At 70.7% G+C, this 20,505-nt stretch carries 19 protein-coding genes; 11 read left to right on the top strand and 8 right to left on the bottom strand.

Features of this window, described 5'->3' with window-relative positions; genetic code table 11:
- Positions 1 to 218: 218 nt before the first annotated feature.
- The 3 genes from tuf (at position 219) to ACI2LP_RS26440 (ending at position 3,195) form a co-directional block, all read left to right on the top strand.
- Positions 219 to 1,397, top strand: coding sequence for an elongation factor Tu (gene tuf, locus ACI2LP_RS26450; protein WP_404726997.1), 1,179 nt, complete (start codon positions 219 to 221; stop codon positions 1,395 to 1,397).
- A 105-nt stretch (positions 1,398 to 1,502) separates the two neighbouring features.
- Entirely contained in the window at positions 1,503 to 2,345 is an 843-nt protein-coding gene (locus tag ACI2LP_RS26445; RefSeq protein ID WP_404726996.1) for a patatin-like phospholipase family protein, read from the top strand.
- Between the two features lie 4 nt (positions 2,346 to 2,349).
- A complete protein-coding gene (locus ACI2LP_RS26440) occupies positions 2,350 to 3,195 on the top strand; it encodes a spermidine synthase (protein ID WP_404726995.1) in 846 nt (281 codons plus the stop codon).
- Between the two features lie 72 nt (positions 3,196 to 3,267).
- Here ACI2LP_RS26440 and ACI2LP_RS26435 read toward each other — a convergent pair whose 3' ends face one another.
- A complete protein-coding gene (locus ACI2LP_RS26435; RefSeq protein ID WP_404726994.1) occupies positions 3,268 to 4,275 on the bottom strand; it encodes a hypothetical protein in 1,008 nt (335 codons plus the stop codon).
- Positions 4,276 to 4,383: 108 nt separating this feature from the next.
- Between ACI2LP_RS26435 and ACI2LP_RS26430 the strand changes: the two genes are divergently transcribed.
- The 3 genes from ACI2LP_RS26430 to ACI2LP_RS26420 all read left to right on the top strand — a co-directional run bounded on the left by ACI2LP_RS26430 (position 4,384) and on the right by ACI2LP_RS26420 (position 6,207).
- Entirely contained in the window at positions 4,384 to 4,821 is a 438-nt protein-coding gene (locus tag ACI2LP_RS26430; RefSeq protein ID WP_404727021.1) for a DUF4442 domain-containing protein, read from the top strand.
- 127 nt (positions 4,822 to 4,948) lie between these two features.
- A complete protein-coding gene (locus ACI2LP_RS26425) occupies positions 4,949 to 5,608 on the top strand; it encodes a DedA family protein (RefSeq protein ID WP_404726993.1) in 660 nt (219 codons plus the stop codon).
- Positions 5,609 to 5,673: 65 nt separating this feature from the next.
- On the top strand, positions 5,674 to 6,207 hold the full coding sequence (locus ACI2LP_RS26420; protein WP_404726992.1) for a gamma carbonic anhydrase family protein: 534 nt from the start codon (positions 5,674 to 5,676) through the stop codon (positions 6,205 to 6,207).
- A gap of 121 nt (positions 6,208 to 6,328) precedes the next feature.
- Here the strand turns inward: ACI2LP_RS26420 and ACI2LP_RS26415 are convergent, their stop codons facing one another.
- A complete protein-coding gene (locus ACI2LP_RS26415) occupies positions 6,329 to 6,835 on the bottom strand; it encodes an ATP-binding protein (protein ID WP_404726991.1) in 507 nt (168 codons plus the stop codon).
- A 138-nt stretch (positions 6,836 to 6,973) separates the two neighbouring features.
- Between ACI2LP_RS26415 and ACI2LP_RS26410 the strand changes: the two genes are divergently transcribed.
- Positions 6,974 to 9,808 (top strand): ATP-binding protein, encoded by a 2,835-nt coding sequence (locus ACI2LP_RS26410; RefSeq protein WP_404726990.1) that lies wholly within the window; start codon positions 6,974 to 6,976, stop codon positions 9,806 to 9,808.
- Between the two features lie 252 nt (positions 9,809 to 10,060).
- Here ACI2LP_RS26410 and ACI2LP_RS26405 read toward each other — a convergent pair whose 3' ends face one another.
- From ACI2LP_RS26405 to ACI2LP_RS26385, 5 genes are all read right to left on the bottom strand, one after another.
- Complete coding sequence (locus ACI2LP_RS26405) at positions 10,061 to 11,335, bottom strand: cytochrome P450 (RefSeq protein ID WP_404726989.1); 1,275 nt, start codon at positions 11,333 to 11,335, stop codon at positions 10,061 to 10,063.
- Positions 11,332 to 11,949: a GTP-binding protein gene (locus ACI2LP_RS26400; protein WP_404726988.1), complete on the bottom strand. Its 618-nt coding sequence runs from the start codon at positions 11,947 to 11,949 to the stop codon at positions 11,332 to 11,334. Before ACI2LP_RS26400 ends, ACI2LP_RS26405 begins: the two co-directional genes overlap by 4 nt.
- Positions 11,930 to 12,289, bottom strand: coding sequence for a DUF742 domain-containing protein (locus ACI2LP_RS26395; RefSeq protein WP_404726987.1), 360 nt, complete (start codon positions 12,287 to 12,289; stop codon positions 11,930 to 11,932). Before ACI2LP_RS26395 ends, ACI2LP_RS26400 begins: the two co-directional genes overlap by 20 nt.
- Positions 12,286 to 12,705, bottom strand: a complete 420-nt coding sequence (locus ACI2LP_RS26390; protein WP_404726986.1) for a roadblock/LC7 domain-containing protein — start codon at positions 12,703 to 12,705, stop codon at positions 12,286 to 12,288. The genes ACI2LP_RS26395 and ACI2LP_RS26390 overlap by 4 nt, the downstream gene beginning before the upstream one ends.
- Before the next feature lie 116 nt (positions 12,706 to 12,821).
- On the bottom strand, positions 12,822 to 14,321 hold the full coding sequence (locus ACI2LP_RS26385) for a sensor histidine kinase (RefSeq protein WP_404726985.1): 1,500 nt from the start codon (positions 14,319 to 14,321) through the stop codon (positions 12,822 to 12,824).
- 322 nt (positions 14,322 to 14,643) lie between these two features.
- Between ACI2LP_RS26385 and ACI2LP_RS26380 the strand changes: the two genes are divergently transcribed.
- Entirely contained in the window at positions 14,644 to 15,390 is a 747-nt protein-coding gene (locus ACI2LP_RS26380; RefSeq protein WP_404726984.1) for an acyltransferase, read from the top strand.
- 22 nt (positions 15,391 to 15,412) lie between these two features.
- On the opposite strand, the gene ACI2LP_RS26375 is transcribed toward ACI2LP_RS26380, so the two are convergent.
- A complete protein-coding gene (locus ACI2LP_RS26375; protein WP_404726983.1) occupies positions 15,413 to 16,279 on the bottom strand; it encodes an EamA family transporter in 867 nt (288 codons plus the stop codon).
- A 93-nt stretch (positions 16,280 to 16,372) separates the two neighbouring features.
- Between ACI2LP_RS26375 and ACI2LP_RS26370 the strand changes: the two genes are divergently transcribed.
- The 3 genes from ACI2LP_RS26370 to ACI2LP_RS26360 all read left to right on the top strand — a co-directional run bounded on the left by ACI2LP_RS26370 (position 16,373) and on the right by ACI2LP_RS26360 (position 20,468).
- A complete protein-coding gene (locus tag ACI2LP_RS26370) occupies positions 16,373 to 16,945 on the top strand; it encodes a helix-turn-helix domain-containing protein (RefSeq protein WP_404726982.1) in 573 nt (190 codons plus the stop codon).
- 89 nt (positions 16,946 to 17,034) lie between these two features.
- Positions 17,035 to 17,598: a YbaK/EbsC family protein gene (locus ACI2LP_RS26365; RefSeq protein ID WP_404726981.1), complete on the top strand. Its 564-nt coding sequence runs from the start codon at positions 17,035 to 17,037 to the stop codon at positions 17,596 to 17,598.
- 455 nt (positions 17,599 to 18,053) lie between these two features.
- Positions 18,054 to 20,468: an FxsB family cyclophane-forming radical SAM/SPASM peptide maturase gene (locus tag ACI2LP_RS26360; RefSeq protein WP_404726980.1), complete on the top strand. Its 2,415-nt coding sequence runs from the start codon at positions 18,054 to 18,056 to the stop codon at positions 20,466 to 20,468.
- Positions 20,469 to 20,505: the final 37 nt, after the last annotated feature.

The following is a 20,505-nucleotide window of genomic DNA, read 5'->3' as shown; positions in this document are numbered from 1 at the left end:
TCAACGGCATGTTCCGGTACGCCTTCCTCGCAGCGCCGTCCGCAGTCGCGGACGCGCCGAAGGCTGCCGCATTCCCCGCAGCGGCCGCAGCCGCTGCCGCAGCGCCCCTCGACGGCGCCCGAAGCTGACCCTTCCCGGATCGTCCGGCGGACCCCACAGGGGGAGGGTCGGCAAGGCCCAGGGGTCCCAAAACGCTTCGAGTTCCGAGGGGAACAGCCATGCCCAAGACGGCATACGTGCGCACCAAGCCGCACGTCAACATCGGCACCATGGGCCATGTCGACCACGGCAAGACCACACTCACCGCAGCCATCACCAAGGTCCTCAGCGGGCGCGGCACCGGCACCTTTGTGCCGTTCGACCGGATCGACCGGGCGCCGGAGGAGGCGCAGCGCGGCATCACCATCAACATCGCGCACGTCGAGTACGAGACCGACACCCGGCACTACGCCCATGTGGACATGCCGGGCCATGCCGACTACGTCAAGAACATGGTCACCGGCGCGGCCCAGCTGGACGGGGCGATCCTCGTCGTCTCCGCGCTCGACGGCGTGATGCCGCAGACCGCCGAGCACGTCCTGCTGGCCCGCCAGGTGGGCGTCGACCACATCGTGGTCGCCCTCAACAAGGCGGACGCGGGTGACGACGAGCTGACCGACCTGGTGGAGCTGGAGGTCCGCGAACTGCTCACGGCCCACGGGTACGGCGGAGACGCCGCGCCCGTCGTCCGTGTCTCCGGGCTCAGGGCGCTCGAGGGCGAGCCACGCTGGACCGCCGCCATCGAGGCGTTGCTCGACGCCGTCGACACGTATGTGCCGATGCCCGTCAGGTACACGGACGCGCCTTTCCTGCTCCCGGTGGAGAACGTCCTTACCATCACCGGGCGGGGCACGGTCGTCACCGGCGCCGTCGAGCGCGGCACCGTCCGCGTCGGCGACCGGGTACAGGTACTCGGTGCGGACACCGGTCCGCTGACCAGCACAGTGACCGGTCTGGAGACCTTCGGCAAGCCGATGGACTCCGCCGAGGCCGGTGACAATGTCGCGCTGCTGCTGCGCGGCATGGCGCGCGACGCGGTCCGCCGCGGCCATGTGGTGGCGGCGCCGGACAGCGTCGTACCGAGCCGGCGCTTCACCGCGCAGGTGTACGTCCTGTCGGCCCGCGAGGGCGGCCGCACCACGCCGGTCTCCAGCGGCTACCGGCCGCAGTTCTACATCCGTACCGCGGATGTCGTCGGGGACATCGACCTCGGTGAGACGGCGGTCGCGCGGCCCGGCGACACGGTCACCATGACCGTCGAGCTGGGTCGTGACATCCCGCTCGAGCCCGGGCTCGGCTTCGCGATCCGCGAGGGCGGCCGCACGGTCGGCGCCGGGACGGTGACCGAGCTGGTGTGATCCCGGGCCTGCTTCCCGCCCCCCGCGGGAGGCAGGCCCTCAGGGGTGTCTTCGGGATCCTGCCGGGCTCGCGTGCCCCGGCCGCCGTGCGCAAGACTGATTCCCGTGGCTGATACGGCAGTTGTACTGGGCGCGGGCGGAATCACCGGTGTGGGCTGGGAGATCGGGATGCTGCACGGACTGGCCCGGGCCGGGGTGGACCTGACCACCGCCGACCTCCTCGTCGGCAGCTCGGCGGGATCGGTCGTCGCAGCCCGGCTCGCCTCCGGGAAACTCAGCCTCGCCGAGCTGTACGAGCGTCAACTCACTGTTCCAGAGGGCGAGATCGCGGGCGGGCTGGGTGTTTTGACGCTGCTGAAGTACACGCTCGGCATCCTGACGGTCCGCAGCCCGGAGGCGTACGGCCAGAAGCTCGGCCGGATGGCGCTCGCGGCCCACACGGTGGACGAGGCCACCCGACGCGAGGTGATCGCCGGGCACCTCCTTTCGCACGAATGGCCCGAGCGGCGCCTGCTCGTCACCGCGGTCGACGCCGTCACCGGCAAGTTGAGGACGTACGACAAGGAGAGCGGCGTTCCGATTGTCGACGCCGTCGCGGCCAGCTGCGCGGTCCCTGGAGTGTGGCCACCCGTCACGATCGAGGGCCGCAGGTGGATCGACGGGGGAGTGCACTCCACGGCGAACGCGCACCTGGCCGCCGGACACGAGCGGGTCGTGGTCATCGCGCCCATCGCCTCCGGCAACAGGGTGTTCGTCTCGCCGCGCGCTCAGGCCTCACGGCTTGCCGCGGCCGGTGCACGCGTCGAGGTCATCACCCCGGATGCCGCCGCCAAGCAGGCCTTCGGTCGCAATGTGCTGGACCCGGCGCGCCGGGCGCCCGCCGCCCGCGCGGGCCTGGCCCAGGCCGCCGCGCACGCCGAGGCCGTCGCCGCGGTGTGGGCACAATGAGACGGTGAACGAGCAGATACCCGTCATCCGCGAGGTCGACGGCGGCACCGCCAAGCTGATGCCCGACGTCGACCGCGAGCGGGCCTGGCTGCTGACGGTGAACGGCGCGCCCCAGTCGTATGTCGACCTGGACGCGCCCACGCATCTCGAGTTCGAGTACGCGCAACGCCTCGCCCATGTCGTGGACTGCGCCGCGGACGAGGGTGACCCGCTGGAGCTGCTGCATCTGGGCGGCGGGGCGCTGACCCTGCCCCGCTATGTGGCCGCGACCCGGCCTGGCTCGCGCCAGCATGTCGTGGAGGCCGACCGCGGGCTGCTGGTGCTGGTCGCCGAGCGGCTGCCGCTGCCCACGGGATCGGGCATCGAGGTGCACGCAGCCGATGCCCGCGCCTGGGTGGAAGCGGCCTCCGCGGACTCGGTGGACGTACTGATCGCCGATGTCTTCGGCGGCTCGCGGGTACCCGCGCATCTCACCTCGGTCGAGTACGCACGCGCGGCGGAACGCGTCCTGCGCCCCGACGGGATCTATGTCGCCAACCTCGCCGACGGCGCGCCCTTCGCGTTCCTCCGCTCCCAACTCGCCACGTTCGCCGCGGTGTTCGAGGAGCTTGCGCTGATCGCCGAACCGTCCGTACTGCGTGGCCGGCGCTTCGGCAACACGCTGCTGCTCGCCTCGCACGCCCCCATCGACACCGCTGCCCTGGCCCGGCGCGCCGCCTCCGACGCCTTTCCGGCGCGGGTGGAGCACGGCCAGGCGCTGGCGCGCCTCATCGGCGATGCCACGGCGGTCCGGGACGCGGACGCCGTGGAGTCACCCGAGCCGCCCGACGGCGCTTTCAGCATCGGCTGACGGCTTCGCGGCCGCGATCTGCCTGGTGCGTCGCTTCACCGTCCCCGCTGTCGCGCCACCGTGCCGAACGGCTTATCCCGCGGGCGTTCCCGCCAGTCGCACCGTGCTCAGGATCTGCTGGATGGTCGCGTTCGGGAGCTCGTCCTTGATGCCGGTGTTGGCGTAGAGGACCCAGCTTGCGAAGTCACCCTTGCTGTTCTTGAAGCTGAAGGCGATTGACTTGCCGTCGGTGCTGCACTTGTTCGTCTTCTTGGTGCCGAGGGCGGTCGCGGTCGCGACGCTGCCGCTGAGCCCGGACTTGGTGGTGTACGGCTGGGCCTTGGTGACCTTGATCGTGCCCTTGGGCTCGGTCTGGGCGTATCCGGCCCACACCCAGTTGCCGGCCTCGTTGTAGGCGGCCGTGGCGGCGTCGGTCGCGCCCTTGCCGCCCTTGGTGCCGGTCGTGCTCAGGCCCCAGTCCTCGAGCTTGCCGTCCTTGTCGGAGTCGAAGGTGCACCACTTGCTCTTGAAGTGCGCCGGCGCCGACATGGCGATGACGGGGGAGCCGTCGCCCTTCTTCTCGTCCTCGAAGCCCGTGCTCGTGCCCGAGCCCGCGACCTCCCAGCCGGGCGGGACGTCGAACTGCGTACCGTGCTTGGGGTTGGTGACGACCTTCCAGCCCGCGATGACAGGCTTGGCGTCGTCGCCGCCGCGCGGGTTCTCGGTCGGCGACGCGGGCGCCTGGCTCGCCTTGTCCGATGGCGTCTTCGAGGCGCTGACCTTGGAGCCCGCGTCCGAAGTGCCGCCCTTGTCGTCGTCCTTCAGCACGATGACGCCGGTGACCACCGCAGCCGCGACGACCGCCGTTGCCGCGACGATCGCGACGATGGTCGTCTTCTTCCTGTCGTCCTGCGGCGGTTGGGGCCCACCGGGCGGCTGCCCGGGCACGGCGTACTGCGGCACAGTCGGCTGCTGGTACGGATTGGGCTGCTGGTACCCCGGCTGCTGATACGGGTTCGGCTGCTGGTACCCCGGCTGCTGGTACGGGTTCTGGTCCTGCGGGTTCTGCTCGCCCCCGGGCGGCTGCTGTCCTGGCCACATGGCGAGTAACGATAGAGGTGCGGCGTCACAGGTGCCACGTCCGCCCCCGCACGGGGCTGGCCAAGCGTGCTACCGGTGGGTAACATCGCGGCCATGAGCGCTGATCAGATGTCCGTCGGCGAGATGCTCGCCGCCACGGTCCCCATGGCCCGGACCCTCAACCTGGAGTTCCTGGAGACCACCGCAGAGCGTGCTGTCCTGCGCATGCCGGACCAGCCCGACTTCCACAACCATGTCGGCGGGCCGCACGCCGGAGCGATGTTCACGCTCGCCGAGTCGGCGAGCGGCGCGATCGTCATCGCCGCATTCGCCGACCAGATGACGCGTGCCGTGCCGCTCGCTGTCAGGGCCGAAATCGGCTACAAGAAGCTGGCGATGGGCGAGGTCACCGCGACCGCCACCCTCGGCCGCCCGATCGCCGACGTGATCGCCGAGCTGGACGCGGGCGAGCGGCCGGAATTCCCGGTCGAGATCGCCATCCAGCGCGCGGACGGCGCGGTGACCGGTGAGATGAGGATCATCTGGACGCTGCGCCCCAACGCCTGAGATCCACCGAGGTGGGCCATTCCTCACGGCGGGGGCCGCGGGTCACCAGGTAGGCTGCCCCGACGCGCACCGACACGGTCGCGCGCCGGGGCGGCCAGGCCCCGTGTGCACACGGGAGGAACAGGCGTTGCACGTCCAGGAGTGGCTCGAGACCGTTCCCGCGGTCAGTATCTACCTCCTGGTGGGGGTGGTCATCGGCCTTGAGAGCCTCGGCATCCCGCTGCCGGGCGAGATCGTCCTCGTCAGCTCGGCCCTGCTCGCCTCACAGCACGGCGAGGTCAATCCGTACATCCTCGGTGCCTGCGCCTCCGCGGGCGCGATCATCGGCGACTCGATCGGGTACGCCATCGGGCGCAAGGGCGGACGGCCGCTGCTGGCCTGGCTCGGCGGGAAGTTCCCCAAGCACTTCGGTGAGGCGCAGATCGCCATGGCCGAGCGCTCCTTCGAGAAGTGGGGCATGTGGGCCGTCTTCTTCGGCCGGTTCGTCGCCCTGCTGCGCATCTTCGCCGGGCCGCTCGCGGGCGTCCTGCGCATGCCGTACTGGAAGTTCCTCATCGCCAATGTCCTCGGCGGGATCCTCTGGGCGGGCGGCACCACCGCTGTCATCTACTCCGTCGGCGTCGTCGCCGAGGCGTGGCTCAAGCGGTTCTCCTGGCTGGGTCTCGTCCTCGCCGTGCTGATCGGGCTCACCTCGATGCTGGTGCTCAAGAGCCGCGCCAAGAAGGCGGCCGCGCAGGCGCAGGCCGCTCCGCCGGCCGAGCCGGAGACCGTGCCCGCCGCCGACTGAGCGGTCCGGCCCGTACGCCCGGACGCTGAACTGGGAAGACGCTGAACAGAGAAAAGGACAAGGCGATGGCAGCAGAGGCACTGATCGCTTCAGTGGGCGGCAAGGAGCCGAGCATTGCGCCCGACGCCTTCACCGCTCCCACGTCCGTCGTGATCGGCGACGTCACCATGGCCGCGGGCGCCAGCGTCTGGTACCACACGGTGCTGCGCGCCGACTGCGGTCCGATCGTTCTCGGCGCCGACACCAACATCCAGGACAACTGCACGGTGCATGTCGACCCGGGCTTCCCGGTCACCGTCGGTGCGCGTGTGTCGGTCGGTCACAATGCGGTGATCCACGGCTGCACCATCGAGGACGACGTACTGGTCGGCATGGGCGCCACCGTCCTCAACGGCGCGCACATCGGCGCGGGTTCACTGATCGCGGCGCAGGCCCTCGTGCCGCAGGGGATGCGTGTGCCGCCGGGCTCGCTGGTCGCGGGCGTACCCGCCAAGGTCAAGCGTGAGCTGACCGAGGAGGAGCGCGAGGGCATAAAGCTCAATGCGGTGATGTATCTGCAACTGGCCAAGGGTCACCGCGAGGCGACCCGGATCGACTGAGCCGGGTCGACTGAGCCGGGTCGGAGCCCGACGGCCGGGGCTGATTCGCGCGCAGGGCCGACGCCCGGAGGGTCCCCGGAGCCCGACACCTGGGGCCACCCCACAGCCTGACGCCCAGGCCTCAGTGCGTCGGGCGCGCCCCCGTGCCCCGCGCGCCTCCCGCGCGCTGAGACAACTGAGGCATCACGATCTCCGCCGCCACCACACTGCCCGCCTCCAGGCGGAGCGTCGTGATCCGGGTCGCGTAGGCGTCGACGATCGAGAGGCCGTGGCCGCAGTCGGCATGGGCGTCCAGGGGCTCCTGCCGCCGCACCGGGCGGTGCTTCCACTGACCGCCGTCCCTGACCTCCGTCGTCAAGGTGTTGCCCGTGACCTTTATGGCCACGGCTACCCAAGGGCTGCCGCTGTGCAGCACCACGTTGCTGACCAACTCGGTGACTATCACGGCGAGCGCGTCGTGGCAGTCCTTCTCCAGGCGCCACCGGCGTGCCACCGCACGGGCGAAATGTCTCAGCGTGCGCGCGGCTTCCGGCGTCGCCGACATCGCACACTGGGCCAGACCCGAGATTCCGCCGTGCGGCACGCGGCCGGACGACGGACTGTGGGATGACTCCTCTGATGCGATCACGACGGCTCCTTATCGCTCAGGTGGACGCCCGAGCCCTGCTCTACGCTCGGGGTCACGCCTTGTCGGCGCAATTGGGGAGACTGAAGTACGGATACCTAAAGAAATGAAATGCCCGGAAATGTCGAGGAGGGTGAGGCGGTGAGTACGCTCAGTGACCAAGCCTGGGAGCGCTGGCTGAAACAGACGCTCGCTCATCCCACGCGCGAGCCGGCGCTGCTGCTGATCGAAGGTCCGGCCGGAACCGGCAAGAGCCGGCTCGTCGACCGGCTGATCGAGGCCGCGCAGCCCGGTCCCAGGCCGCGCATCGTGCTGGCCTTCACCGCCTCAGGCGTCGCACTGGCGCACCACCCGATCCACGCTGCCCGCAATGAGACGGCCCGTACCGACGTGGGCAACGGCCGCACCGCCGGGCGCATACGCAGCGAGCCGCCCCTGTTGCCCCCGCGCGTCCACCGGGACGCCGTCGGCCTGGCCGAGGATCTCGATGCCCTGCTGGACTCCGGTGGCCCGGTGCTGCTGATCGCCGAAGACGTCCACCGTGCCGAACCGGGCAGTCAGGAGCTGCTGCGGCGCCTCCTCGAGCGCCCGCCCGCCGGCCTCGCCGCCGTGCTTTCCTACCGCCCCGAGGAGCTGGCCCAGCCCGGTCTTGTGCTGGGCCGCGCCGTCACCTATCCGGCCCGGCTCTCCCTGCTGCGCATACGCCTCGAAGCGCTGGACGCCGACCAGGTCCGGCAGCTGGTCGAGGAACGGCTCGGCGCCGAGTCCTGCCCACCCGATCTTGTCGACCGTATCCATGAGCGCTCCGCCGGAGTCCCGCAGGTCGTCGTCGACCTGGTGCGCCAGCTGGAGGACGTGTGCGGCCCCAAGGAGCGGTACACCGCCAGGGACGTCGATGCCACGGGGACCCCCGTACGACTGGCCGAGCTGGTACTCGGCCGCCTTGCCGCGCTGCCGCAGGAGCACCGGGCCGTCGTCCTCGCGGCAGCGGTGCTCGACGAGCCGAGCAGCGCCGAAGATCTGTACGCGGTGGCCGCGCTGCCCGCCGAGACCGGCCGCCTCGCCCTCGTCGCCGCGCTGCGCGGAGCCGTACTGCAGGAGACCGGCAGGGATGTGTACGCCTTCCCCTCGCCGCTTGCAGGCACCGCCGTGTACCAGGAGCTGCCCGGACCGCTCCGGCAGGACATGCACCGCCGCGCGGCCACCGTCCTCGCGAACCGGCAGCCGGTGCCCTGGGCGCGGCTTGCCGCACACCGGCACCGCGGCGGTCCGTTCCGCCCCTGGCTGAAGGCCGTCGAGCGGGCCGCACTGCAGTGCACCGAAGCCGGCGAACACCAGACGGCGATGGACCTGCTGGAACAGGCGCTGTCCCATCCCGCCGTCCCGCGGGAGGTGCGCGCCCGCCTCGCCCCGCTGCTGGCCCACAGCGCGGTGCTGGGGCTGCACACCGACCAGACCGTACAAGTGCTGCGGCAGATCCTTGACGACCAGTCGCTGCCCCCTGCCGTACGCGGTCAGATCCGGCTCGACCTGGGGCTCGTCCTGTACAACCAGGCGGGCATGGGCCTGCAGGGCTGGGTGGAGCTCGAGCAGGCCGTCGACGAGCTCGCCGAACGGCCCCCTCTCGCCGCGCGTGCCATGTCCGCGCTCGCCATGCCCGTGATGTCCGCCGTTCCGCTGGAACGCAATCTGCACTGGCTGGAGAGGGTCAAGGAGGTGGCGGCCCGCAGCGACGACGCCGAGGTGCGCACGGCCGTCGCGGCCAACTGCATCGCCGTCATGCTGGAGATCGGCGACCCGTCGGCCTGGGACGTCCTCGACCGGCTGCGCACCGACGCCGACCACACCGACCGGCTGCCGCACGTGGCCCGGGGCCTTGTGAACGGGGCGGACGCCGCCCTGTGGCTGGGACATCTGCAGCGCGTCGCGGAGCTGCTGGAGGAAGGGCTGGACCTGGCGACCCGCAGCGGAGCCTCGTATGTCGAACAGGACGGGCGGGGCAGCGTCCTCCTGCTCGACTGGATCACCGGCCGGTGGGCCGGTCTGGCCGGCCGGGCACGGGCCTTCGTCGCCGAGACCGGCGTCATGCCCGGGCCCGCCGCCGACGCCAGGATCGTGCTCGGCAACCTCGCCCTGGCCCAGGGCGAATGGCAGCAGATGGCGGCCTGGCTCTCGGGCGACGGGCATCCGCTGCCCGTCGGCTCCCCGCTGCCGCATGTGGCTGCGGCCGCCGGCGCGCTGGTCCGTACCGCCCTGGCCCGCGGGGACTTCGACACCGCGGCCTCGGAGGCGGCGGACGCCTGGGACAGGCTGCGCGCCAAGGGTGTCTGGGTGTGGGCGGCGGAACTCGCGCCCTGGGCCGTCGAGGCCACCGCGCGCGCGGGCCGCCGTCGGACGGCGGAGGAGATGATCACCGAGTTCGAGAGCGGGCTGAAGGGAGATCCGGCGCCCGCGGCCACGGCCGCACTCCACTGGTGTCGTGGCGTCCTGCTGGAGGCGGGGGACGAACCGGCCAAGGCTGTGCCGCACTTCCGCGAGGCGGCCGCCGCATACGCCGAGATGCCCCGGCCGTACGCCGCCATCCTCACCACCGAGGCGGCCGCCCGGTGTGTGCTGGAGTCCGGGGAGGACGGCGAGGCCGCGGCCGGGGCCGTGGAGGAGCTCGCCAACTGCGTCCAGCAGCTCAGCGACCTGGGCGCGGGGTGGGACGCCGCACGCGTACGGGCGACACTCCGTGCACATCAGCCCGCGGCCGAACAGCGTCCCCGCGGCCGCCCCAGCTACGGTGACCAGCTCTCCCCGCGCGAGCAGGAGGTCATCGACCTGGCATCGGCGGGACTCACCAACCGGGAGATCGCGGCCACCCTGCACCTGTCGCCGCGCACCGTGGAGCAGCATGTCTCCCGGGCCAGGCGCAAGCTCGAAGCGCAGTCCCGGCAGTCCCACAGCCGGACCCGGACAAACCGTCCCACGTGAATTTTTTACGTATCCGTAGATCCCTTGCACGGATAGGCGTGTCTCGGTATGTGGTCATAGCTTCCAGGGACCGAAAGCGGAACGCACCGTTGCCGTCTCCCACCACGGCAACCCGAGTGCCCGCGTCGGTGCTGTGCCCGGGGGGCCGGAGGGCCGGGCGAGTGCCGCGCCACACCCCCACCTCTGTGGCTGCCGCTCGTCGAGGCGCGAGGGGCCCGGCCCCCGGGGACAGCAACTCAGGGGTGCGCACCGTCACGGCACGACCGGCGTGAACCGCACCGGGAGCGAGGTCAGGCCCCGCATCCAGATCGACGGACGCCAGGTGAGCTCGCCGGGCTCCACCGCAAGCACCACATCGGGCAACTGCTCCAGCAGCGTCTCGACCGCCGTGCGCGCGATCACGTCCGCGAGCAACGGTGCCGGATAGGGGCAGCGGTGCTCGCCGTTGCTGAAGGACAGATGGGCGGCGTTCTCGGCCCCGGTATGCCCCTCGGGCCAGATCTGCGGATCGGTGTTGGCGGCCGCGAGCCCCAGCACCAGACAGTCGCCCGCCCGGATCTGCCGGCCGCCGAGCAGGGTGTCGCGCACCGCCCACCGGCCGATGAAGTTCTGCACGGGGGTGTCCAGCCACAGGACCTCGTTCAGAGCCTGGCCGACGCTGAGGCGACCGCCGGACACATTGAGCGCGAAGCGATCGTCGGTCAGCAGCAGACGCAGCGTGTTGCAGATCCAGTTGGCGGTCGGCTGCTGGGCGCCGACGATGATCGAGACGAGGTCCTGGACGGTCTCCTCGTCGGTGAGACCGGCCGGATGCGCCAGCATCCTTGACGTGATGTCCGGGCCCGGGGCGCCCCGCTTGTCCTTCACCAGGCGCCGGATGCGTTCCTGGACCCGTCCCAACGCGGCCACCGGTTCGTCGCCCTCGGCGGCGTCGAGCGCGATCCGCAGGTCCCGCACCAGATCGTCGGTGTCCGCGCCCCGGGCGGGCATACCGCACATCTGGACGGCTGCCCGCATCGGCAGCGCATGCGCGTACGCCGCCATCAGCTCGGCCCGCCCGCTGCCGGAGAAGGAGTCGATCAGCTGCTCGGCGATCTGCCTGCACCAGTGGACCAGTTCGAACTGGTCCACCCCTTCCAGCGCCTCGGTGATGACGCCCGCGCGCCGCTGGTGCGCGGCTCCTTCCGTGAACAGCACGGAGGGCTGGTGACCCACGAACGGCATCAGCGGCCAGTCGGCGGGGACGGCGCCCCACTGGTTCCAGCGCCGGGAGTCGCGGGCGAACAGCTCGTCGTGGCCGGTGACACAGGTGACCTCGGCATAGCCGAGCACAAGCCAGGCGGGGATGAAGCCGTCCAGCAGGATCGGAGCGACCGCGCCGTGTTCCTGGCGCATCGAGCGATACAGCTGGGACGGCGTCTGCCGGTACTCCAGGCCGCTGAGCGGGACGGCGCCCGCGTGGGCGGGGCAGCCCGGCGGCGCGGGAACGGGTCCGGTGGGGTCGGTCAGTCCGGTGGGGTCGGTCACGGTGTCATCTCCCGGGCCATGGCCAGTTCATGGAGGTGGTCGACAAGGCTGATCAGGACGTACTTGCCGGACGAGCGGACCCGAGCGTCGCAGTCGATCAACGGGACGTGCCGGGGCAGCGACAGGGCCTGGCGTATCTCGTCGAGCGAGAAGGCGGCCAGGTCGTCGCCGAAGCGGTTGACCGCGACCACGAACGGCGTGTTGTGGTGTTCCAGGCGGTCGATCGCGTACCAGGAGTCGCTCATCTGCCGGGTGTCGACCAGGACGACGGCGCCGAGCGTGCCCGAGAAGAGCCGGTCCCACAGGAACCAGAACCGTTCCTGCCCCGGTGCTCCGAACAAGTAGAGGACCGTGCGGTCGTTCAGGCTGATCCGGCCGAAGTCGAAGGCCACGGTCGTGGTGGTCTTGGTGGCGGCCGGACCGGCCGCCTCGTCGATGCCTATGCCCGCCTGCGTCATCACCTCTTCGGTGTTCAGCGGGCGGATCTCGCTGACCGACTTGACCAGGGTGGTCTTGCCGACGCCGAAGCCGCCCACGATGACGATCTTCAGACCGGTCTCGGCGGTGTCGCCCAGCGGGGTACGGGCGGGCGGCTCAGAGGTTGCGGAGTCCATGGAGCACCTCCTTCAAGAGGGCCGAGTCGGCCAGGCAGGCGGTGGAGCGGGAGGCAAGCGGATGGCGAGCGGTGATGCGCCCCGTCGCGAGGAGATCGCCGAGGAGGATCCGTACCACCGTCACCGGCAGCTTCAGCTCCGCGGAGATCTCCACGACCGCGGCGGGATGGCGGCACATGTCGAGGATCCGTACGTGCTCGGACTGCATGCCCGGCGACGGACTGCACTCGCTGACGATCAGCGTCACCAGGTCGAGCGAGTCGTCGTCGGGGCGGCTGCGGCCGCCGGTGACGGTGTAAAGCCGGTCCGGATCACCCGTGTCGACGGGGCGGCGGGTCATGAGAGAGGGCTCTGCGGGTACGGCAGACGCGGCGCCGCCCGCAGATGCTCGCCGATCTGCTCGACCAACTCCGTCATGTGGTGGCCGACCACGCCGGGATCCGCGGCGTCATCGGCCACCACCGCCAGATGCGCGCCGTCGCCCGCCTCCACGATGAGCAGCAGTCCGCCGTGGAACTCGGTCATCGAGTGCCGTACGCCGCCGCTGCCGTTGCCGAACTCGACCGAGGCGCCCTGCGCGAGCGCCTGGATGCCGGAACAGATCGCGGCCAGCTGATCCGCCTGGTCGAGCGTCAGATGCCCGCTCCAGCACAGCTTCAGCCCGTCGCGCGAGAGCACCAGCGCGTGCCGGGTTCCGTGGGTGCGTTCCAACAGGCTTTCCAGAAGCCAGGTGAGGCTGTTGTCAGTGGTCTGCATCGTGTGCGTGGGGCGGGTGTTGCCCGGTAGGTCCGGGCGCCGGCCCGTGCCTCCTGTCTCACGTTCTCGTACGGGGGATGGGCGCCGGTCCCCGGGCGCCGGGCGAGGGTCTCGGGCTACTGCTCCGCTGCCTTGCGCGAGCGGTGGAAGGCGCCGAACCGGGCGCCGACGTCACGGCCGGGCGAGTCATGGACTTCGGCGGGCGCGGCAGGCGTGGCGGGCTCGGGGCGGCGGCGGTCGGCGGCGGCCATGGTGCGTCCCGGCGGCCGTACCGGCAGCCCGTTCGCGGTCGCCACCTGTGCTGCGGTCCGGGACGGGATCTCGGTCCCGGGAACGGATTCGGGCAGGACCGAACCGGTTCCGGAGGCGGTCGGGGCGTCAGGCACCGGTACGTCCAGGGCCGGCGCCTGCGGTATGCGCGGGTCCGGGTCCGATGGGTCCGGGACCGGTGGGTCCACGACCGGCCGCCGGGTGACCGGCTCCGGCACGGTGCTGCGCGGCTGGGCAAGCAACTGCGGCGGGAACAGCACCACGACACCGGTGCCGCCGCGGGACGAGGGCCGGAAGCTGACGCTCATCCGGTACTTGGCGGCCAGCCGGCCGACCACGGCCAGACCCAGCCGGGTGCCCTGCAGCGCGGCAAGGTCCGTCACCCGCCCGGAGACGGCCTCCTCGGCGCGCCGCAGGGCGGCGTCGGCCATCTTCAGACCGCTGTCCTCGATGGTGACGACGAGCCCCCCGGTGCGCTCCTCGACATAGACGTGGACCTCGTCGATCGGCGGCGAGAAGTTCGCGGCGTTGTCCATCAGCTCGGCCAGCAGGTGCATCACGCCCTCGGCGGCGAACCCGGCGACCGCGGCGGTGCTGGACGAGTGCAGCCGCACCCGCCGATAGGCGGCGATCCGGCCCACCGCGCCGCGCAGGATGCTCTCCATGCCGATCGGCTTGTTCCACGCCCGGCTCGCCCGGCCGCCCATCAGCAGGGCAAGACGGTCGGTCAGCAGTCCCAGCTGCGAGGTGTTGTGGTCGAGCTGGAGGAGATCCCCGAACACCTCTTCGCTGTGACGATCCTGCATCTCGCGCAGATCGGCGAGCATGCTCACGGCTTTTGCCTGCACCCGGCTCAGCGCCTTGGCGCTCGCGACCTGGGCGGCCGCCGCACGCCGTTCACCGGTGGCGAGCTCCCGTACCGCCGCCTCCAGCAGCGCCCGCAGCCGCGCCTCGGAGGGGCGTTCCAGCTCGGCGAGGACGGTCTCGGCCGACGCTCCCCGGCGCAGATGCGCGACCGCGGCGGGCAGAGTCACCGTCGTCAGCCGGTCCAGACCGTCGGCGGTCTGCGCCAACTGGCTGTGCGCCGAGCGCAGTTCACCGTCGGTGGTGGCGGCTTCGCCGTGCAGCCGCCGGATCGCGAGCAGGGCGGCGGCCACTGTCACGGCCAGAAAGAGCCAGCCGGCCGAGGCGGTCCCCGCGACCCAGCTGCGAGCTGCCGGCGGAGCCGCCGCGATCACCGCGCCGCCGATCGCGGCGGCCATGACGAGCGAGGCCGTCGCAACGGCGAGCGGTAATGGCCGTGATGTGCGTATCCGGTGCGGTTTCGGGCCGACTGGCACAGGCATTTCCGCGATCCCTCGCTGTTCGAGTGCGGGAAGAACAGACGGGCCGACCGGCGCGCGGCGGCAACATACGCGGGTGTGACACCGAGTTGACGGTGATCGTCCGGGCGCATGCGGCGCTCATGCTATGCACGAGCCGGAGCCGGCGAGTCCGGATGCGACCGACTACCCACAGAACGGAGGACTTGGGCCCGAACCGGCTGCCTGCGGGCCGGTAACCGTGGTAACCGGAGGAATTCAGCGGGCCGGTGATCGGCGCGGCGTGGGGTGAACATCACAGGCCGCCTGCGCGATCGGGCCAGGTCGGGCCGACTACCGTGTGCGGGTGCCGAAGAACAGAAACACGTTCTCGTCGCTCGCCGGCTGGCGGCGACGAGTTCTCGCGCGCGCGGTCCACCGAGGCTGGCGCTGGGTGCAGGAGGCAGGCGCCGTCACCGCCGAGCACCCCGGACGGTTGCGCTTCCGCCGCCTCGGCTCCGGCACCCGGCTCGCCTTTCCGCAGGGCACGGTGTTCGGCGAGGCGTGGATCGAGCTCGGCGAGCACTGCATCATCGCCGAGCAGGTCACGCTCACGGCGGGGATGATGCCGGGCCTGGACCTGGGGGCCGACCCGATCCTGACCTTGGGCAACGGCGTCGTACTCGGCCGCGGCAGCCATGTCATCGCCGACACCAGGGTGACCATCGGCTCGGACACGTACTGCGGTCCGTACGTCTACATCACCTCCACCAATCACAGCTACGACGACCCGCACGAGCCGGTCGGCAAGCAGTGGCCGCGCACCGAGCCGGTGGAGATCGGCCCCGGCTGCTGGCTGGGCACGGGCGCGGTGATCCTGCCCGGCGCGCGGCTGGGCCGCAATGTGGTGGTCGCCGCGGGCGCTGTCGTACGGGGAGAGGTCCCCAATCACTCGGTGGTGGCCGGCGCCCCCGCCCGCGTCGTACGGAGCTGGGATCCGGTCCGCGGCTGGCAGCCTCCGCTGCGCACGCCGGCGCCCGTGCCCATTCCCGAGGGCGTCACGCCCGAACAACTGCTGGCGCTGGCGGAGTTGGACCCGGACGCGGCATCGTAAGGCCTGATCCGGAGGACAGGACCTAACCGCCGGCGAGGAGCACCGTGCCCACCAGGGCGAGCCCCGCGCCCGTCGCCTGGACCAGGCGCAGCCGTTCCTTGAGGAGCACGAGCGCGGCAAGCACCGTCACCACCGGATAGAGGTTGGCGAGCACGGCGGCGACGGTGACCGGACCGTGCTGCGCGGCGATGGAGTACGTGCCGTTGGCCGCGACATCCGCGAGGCCGACGAAGGCGAGCGCCGGGAGCGAGGACAGGATGATCCGCATCCCGCCGTCCTCGGGCAGCGCCCGCGCGCCGCGCCGCACCGAGGCGTACAGGGCCGCGCCGCCCACCGCCACATTGGTGACGCGCTGTACGAAGAGCGCGAGGAAGAGCCCGGTGATGGTCGTCGAGGCCTCGGCGATCAGGGTCATGACCGCGCCGAAGCCGAAGGCGGCGAGGAGGGTCAGGAGGATCGCCTGGCGCTGCACGGGCGCGCCCCGCAGCTCGGGCCCGCCCGCAAGGACGATGCCGGCCACGGCCACCGCGATGCCCGCGAACTGGAGCAGCCCGGGCCGCTCGCCGACGAGCAGGCCGACGCCGATGGGCACGGCGACACCCAGCGAGCCCAGCGGTGAGACGACACCCATGGGGCCGAGGGCGAGCGCCTTGTAGAAGGAGAGCATTGCCACAGGGCCGACGGCGCCCGCCGCGACTGCGTACCAGAGCTGGGGTCCCGCCTCCTGCCAGCCGCCGGTGGCCATGACGATCGAGCCGAGGACGACCACCGCGATCGACTGCGAGGCGACGACGACCGTGAGGGCCGGTGTACGTCGCGTCAGCAGTCCGCCGCCGAAGTCGGCCAGCCCCCACAGGAGGCTGGTGGCCAGGGCGAACAGTGCGGTCATGGGGGGCCTCGCAGTACAGTGCAGTGAACGTTTGAGTGCACCACACCGTAGTGCACTGTATTGGACTCTGTCATCCAGAATATTGGACGGAATGTGTCGGACCTCGACCAGCTCACGCAGTCGCTCGCCCGCAATCTCAAGCGCTGGCGCGGCGAACGGGGGCTCACGCTCGACGCTCTTGCCGCCCGCTCCGGGGTCAGTCGCGGCATGATCATCCAGATCGAGCAGGCGCGTACGAATCCGAGCGTCGGGACCACGGTGAAGCTCGCCGACGCGCTTGGTGTCAGCATCACTACGCTCCTCGACTACGAGCAGGGTCCGCAGGTCCGTGTCGTGCCCCCCGAGCAGGCCGTACGCATGTGGTCCACCTCGACCGGCAGCTTCACCACCCTGCTGGTCGGCACCGAGGGCCGCGGGCCCCTCGAACTGTGGTCGTGGCGGCTGATGCCCGGTGACCGGAGCGAGTCCGACCCGCACCCCGACGGCACGATCGAGCTGCTTCACGTCACCGCGGGCGAGCTCACCCTCGTCGTCGACGGTGAGGCGCACACCATGCCGGCCGGGACCTCGGCGACCTTCGAGGCGAATGTCGCGCACGCCTATCGCAACGACGGCGAGGAGGCGGTCGAGATGACGATGGCGGTCTCCATCCCGCCCGTACGCTGATCCCGTCCGTACGCTGATCCCGCCGTGCCGCCGCCCGCACGCTGAGACGGTCAACCGTCCACCGGAACGGCGCTGTTAGCGTGACGCGTATGCGCGCACCCATCGGAAGCTTCACCGACGCCCGGCCTGCCGTCGACTGCCTCGACCTGCTCGTGCGACCGGTCGCCGACGCCGTGCGCGCCTGGAGCGGCGACATCCCTGTCGAGCAGCTGATCCACGTCGACACCGATCCGGAGATCGCGGACACAGCAGTCTTCGTGGAGCACTACGGGCAGGAGCTGCTCGAGCAGTCGGCGAACTGCGTCGTCGTGGCGGGCAAGCGGGGCGCCGAGTCCACGCTCGCCGCATGCCTCGTCCTGTCCAGCACACGCGTCGACGTCAACGGTGTCGTCCGTAAGCAACTGGCCGCGCGCAAGGCGTCGTTCGCATCGATGGACACCGCGACCGGCGAGACCGGCATGGAGTACGGCGGCATCACACCCATCGGGCTGCCTGCCGACTGGCCGCTGCTCATTGACTCGCAGGTGGTCGACACGGAGTGGGTGCTGATCGGGAGCGGGCGACGGCGGGGGAAGCTCATCGTGCCCGGCAAGGCCTTCGCCGGGCTGCCGGGCGCCGTCGTCCTGGCCGGACTTGGAATTTCGGCGGCTTGACCGCACCTTGAATGTGGCGCGGACACGCGGCGGCAAAATAGGGTATGCGTCACCCGGATGGCCTCTCGAAAGTATGGCCTGACTGGGTACTCCCAGAACTTTTGCGGCAGTTTTCCCGTTGACGCGGGGGAGGCGTGTGTCGTGACGAAATGTCCGAATCGCTGGATTCGTTCATCATAGGGAGAGTCGTGGCCGCATCTCCGCTGCCATGAGTCGTCCGTACAACCGAAAGGCGCTCAATGGACACTGCTCTTGTCTCCGCTGTCGGCAGGCCCGGGCCGGCATCCCGTGGCCAGGCTACCCATAGGGTGCCGTTGGCCAAACGGCCTGCCGCTCAGACTGGTGGGGACCTGCCCGCGTCGGTCAGTCGTCTGCTGTCGACCAGTGATCGGCCGAGTCCATTGGTTGTTGCTGCCTTTCAGTCGTCGGTCTGAGTGACCGGACAGACCTCGGCCATGGACCGGCCACTGCCATCACTGAGTCAGTTTGTGCTGAAGGTGCACAGTCGCTGCGATCTCGCGTGCGATCACTGTTACGTCTATGAGCACGCGGATTCGAGCTGGCGTGGCCGGCCCAGGGCAATGTCGGAAAAGATCATGGAAAAGACGGCGGACCGTATTGCCGAGCACGCCGGGAATCACGGGCTTTCCATGGTCCACGTCGTATTACATGGCGGAGAACCATTGCTGGCGGGGCCGATTCGACTGCGAAAAGCCGCAGCGGAGCTGAACCGCGCGTTAGCCGGTGTGTGTGCGCTGGATCTTCGCATCCACACCAATGGCGTCCTGCTCGACGAACGCTTCTGCGATCTCTTTGCCGAGCTGGACATCAAGGTCGGTGTCTCGCTCGACGGCGACAAGGCGGCGAACGACCGTCATCGCCGCTACGCCGACGGAAGGAGCAGCCACCCGCAGGTGTTGCGGGCGGTGGAGCTGCTCAACCGGCCCCAGTACCGGCCGTTGTTCGCGGGACTGCTCTGCACCATCGACATCGAGAACGATCCCGTCGCGGTGTACGACGCACTGCTCGCACTTGATCCTCCGCGCATCGACTTTCTGCTGCCCCATGCGACCTGGGACGTGCCACCGCCCCGGCCCGCCGGATCGGCCACGCCCTATGCGGACTGGCTCGATGTCATCTACCGCCGCTGGGACGGTACGGGACGACCGGTCCCGGTGCGTACCTTCGACTCCGTACTGCGCACACTGCACGGCCGGAGCAGCCTGACCGAGTCGATGGGCCTGGCTCCTGCCGATCTCGTGGTGATCGAGACCGATGGCTCCTTCGAGCAGGCCGATTCGCTCAAAACTGCCTACGACGGCGCGCCTGTCACCGGCATGGATGTCATCGCGAACTCCCTGGACGAAGTGCTTGAGCACCCCGGAATGCTCGCCCGTCAAGGGGGAGTCGAGGAGCTGAGCGAACAGTGCCGCAGCTGCCCGGTGGTCACCTCCTGCGGCGGCGGTCTCTATGCCCACCGCTACCGGACCGGCAGCGGCTTCGACAACCCTTCCGTGTTCTGCCCGGACCTGATGGAACTGATCATGAATATCGGAGACAGTGAAGCTTCCGCACCACCCCGGCCCGTGGTCTCGGTGCCGCCGGGGGAACTCTCTGAACTCGACGAGCTGGCAGCGGGGTTCGGCAGCGCGGAAACCGTCGCGCGGATGGCGGCGGCCCAGCTCGAACTAAACCGTGAACTGATTCGCGCGGTGAGCGAGCGCGTCGCGCGGGACGACAGCATCGCGGCCGCGGCCTGGGAGCTGCTGAGCGAGCTGGACGGGCAACACCCCGAAGCGCTGGACTCGGTGGTGGGCCATCCGTACACGCGGCCCTGGGCGCTGCGCATCCTGGAGGGCCGCGCACCGGCGACGATCGGCCCGGGGCTCGCGGAACTCGCCGCCGCGGGGGCGTTGCGGGCGCGGCAGGCGGACACCGTAGTCGTTCCCGTACGCGACGGACTGCTGAGGCTGCCGGGCCTGGGTGCCGTGGCGCTCTCCGCCGACGTCGATCACGCCGAAGTGACCGCGGGTGCCGATGACTTCACCGTACGGGCCGCGGGCCGGGTGCTGCGGATCGGCTGGGACGAAGGGATGGACGGGCTCACCCCGCACTGGCAGCCCGTACGCGTCGTGGAACTGCCCGACTGGGCCGTGGCACTGGAGGACACCGACCCGCTGCGCGACTGCCATCAGTGGCCGGTCGCGGGGCGACTGTCCGCCGGAGAGGCCAAGGGGTGGGCAGCGGATCTGACGGCGGCCTGGTCGCTGATCAGTCGTCAACTGCCGGTGTACGGACCCGGTTTGACTTCCGGTCTGCGAGTCATCACGCCGCTGCACGCTCCGGACGACGGCGAGGTCAGTGCCGCGTCCAAGGAGGCCTTCGGGGCGATCGGCGCGGCGCGGCCCGACTCGCCCGATCAGCTGGCACTGCTGATCATCCATGAGTTCCAGCATGTGAAGCTGGGTGCGGTCCTCGATACGCACGACCTGTACGACCCCGCGGACAGCCGGACGTTCTACGCGCCCTGGCGCAGGGATCCGAGGCCGCTGGCCGGTCTGATCCAGGGCACGTACGCGCATATCGCGGTGACGGACTTCTGGCGGGTGCGGCGGCTGGACGCGGAGGGGGGAGCGGCGCGGACGGCGGAGGCGCAGTTCGCGCGCTGGCGTCAGCAGACCACCGAGGCGATCGAGGTGCTGGCCGGCTCCGGCGCGCTGACGGAACTGGGCGAACGGTTCGTGGCGGGGATGGCGAGCACGGCGCACGGTTGGTCGGCGGAGCCCGTCTCGCCTGCGGCGTTGTCCAAGGCCACGAGCGCGGCTGCCCGGCATCGCGCCGACTGGCAGGCCCGGAATTCGATCAACTAGCTCAATTATCAGGCGTGTTCGCGCTGTTCCGCCGAGT

This window comes from Streptomyces sp. NPDC019890 (genome assembly GCF_044903445.1).
GTDB lineage: Bacteria > Actinomycetota > Actinomycetes > Streptomycetales > Streptomycetaceae > Streptomyces.
This window is presented reverse-complemented; position numbering and strand designations above follow the sequence as displayed.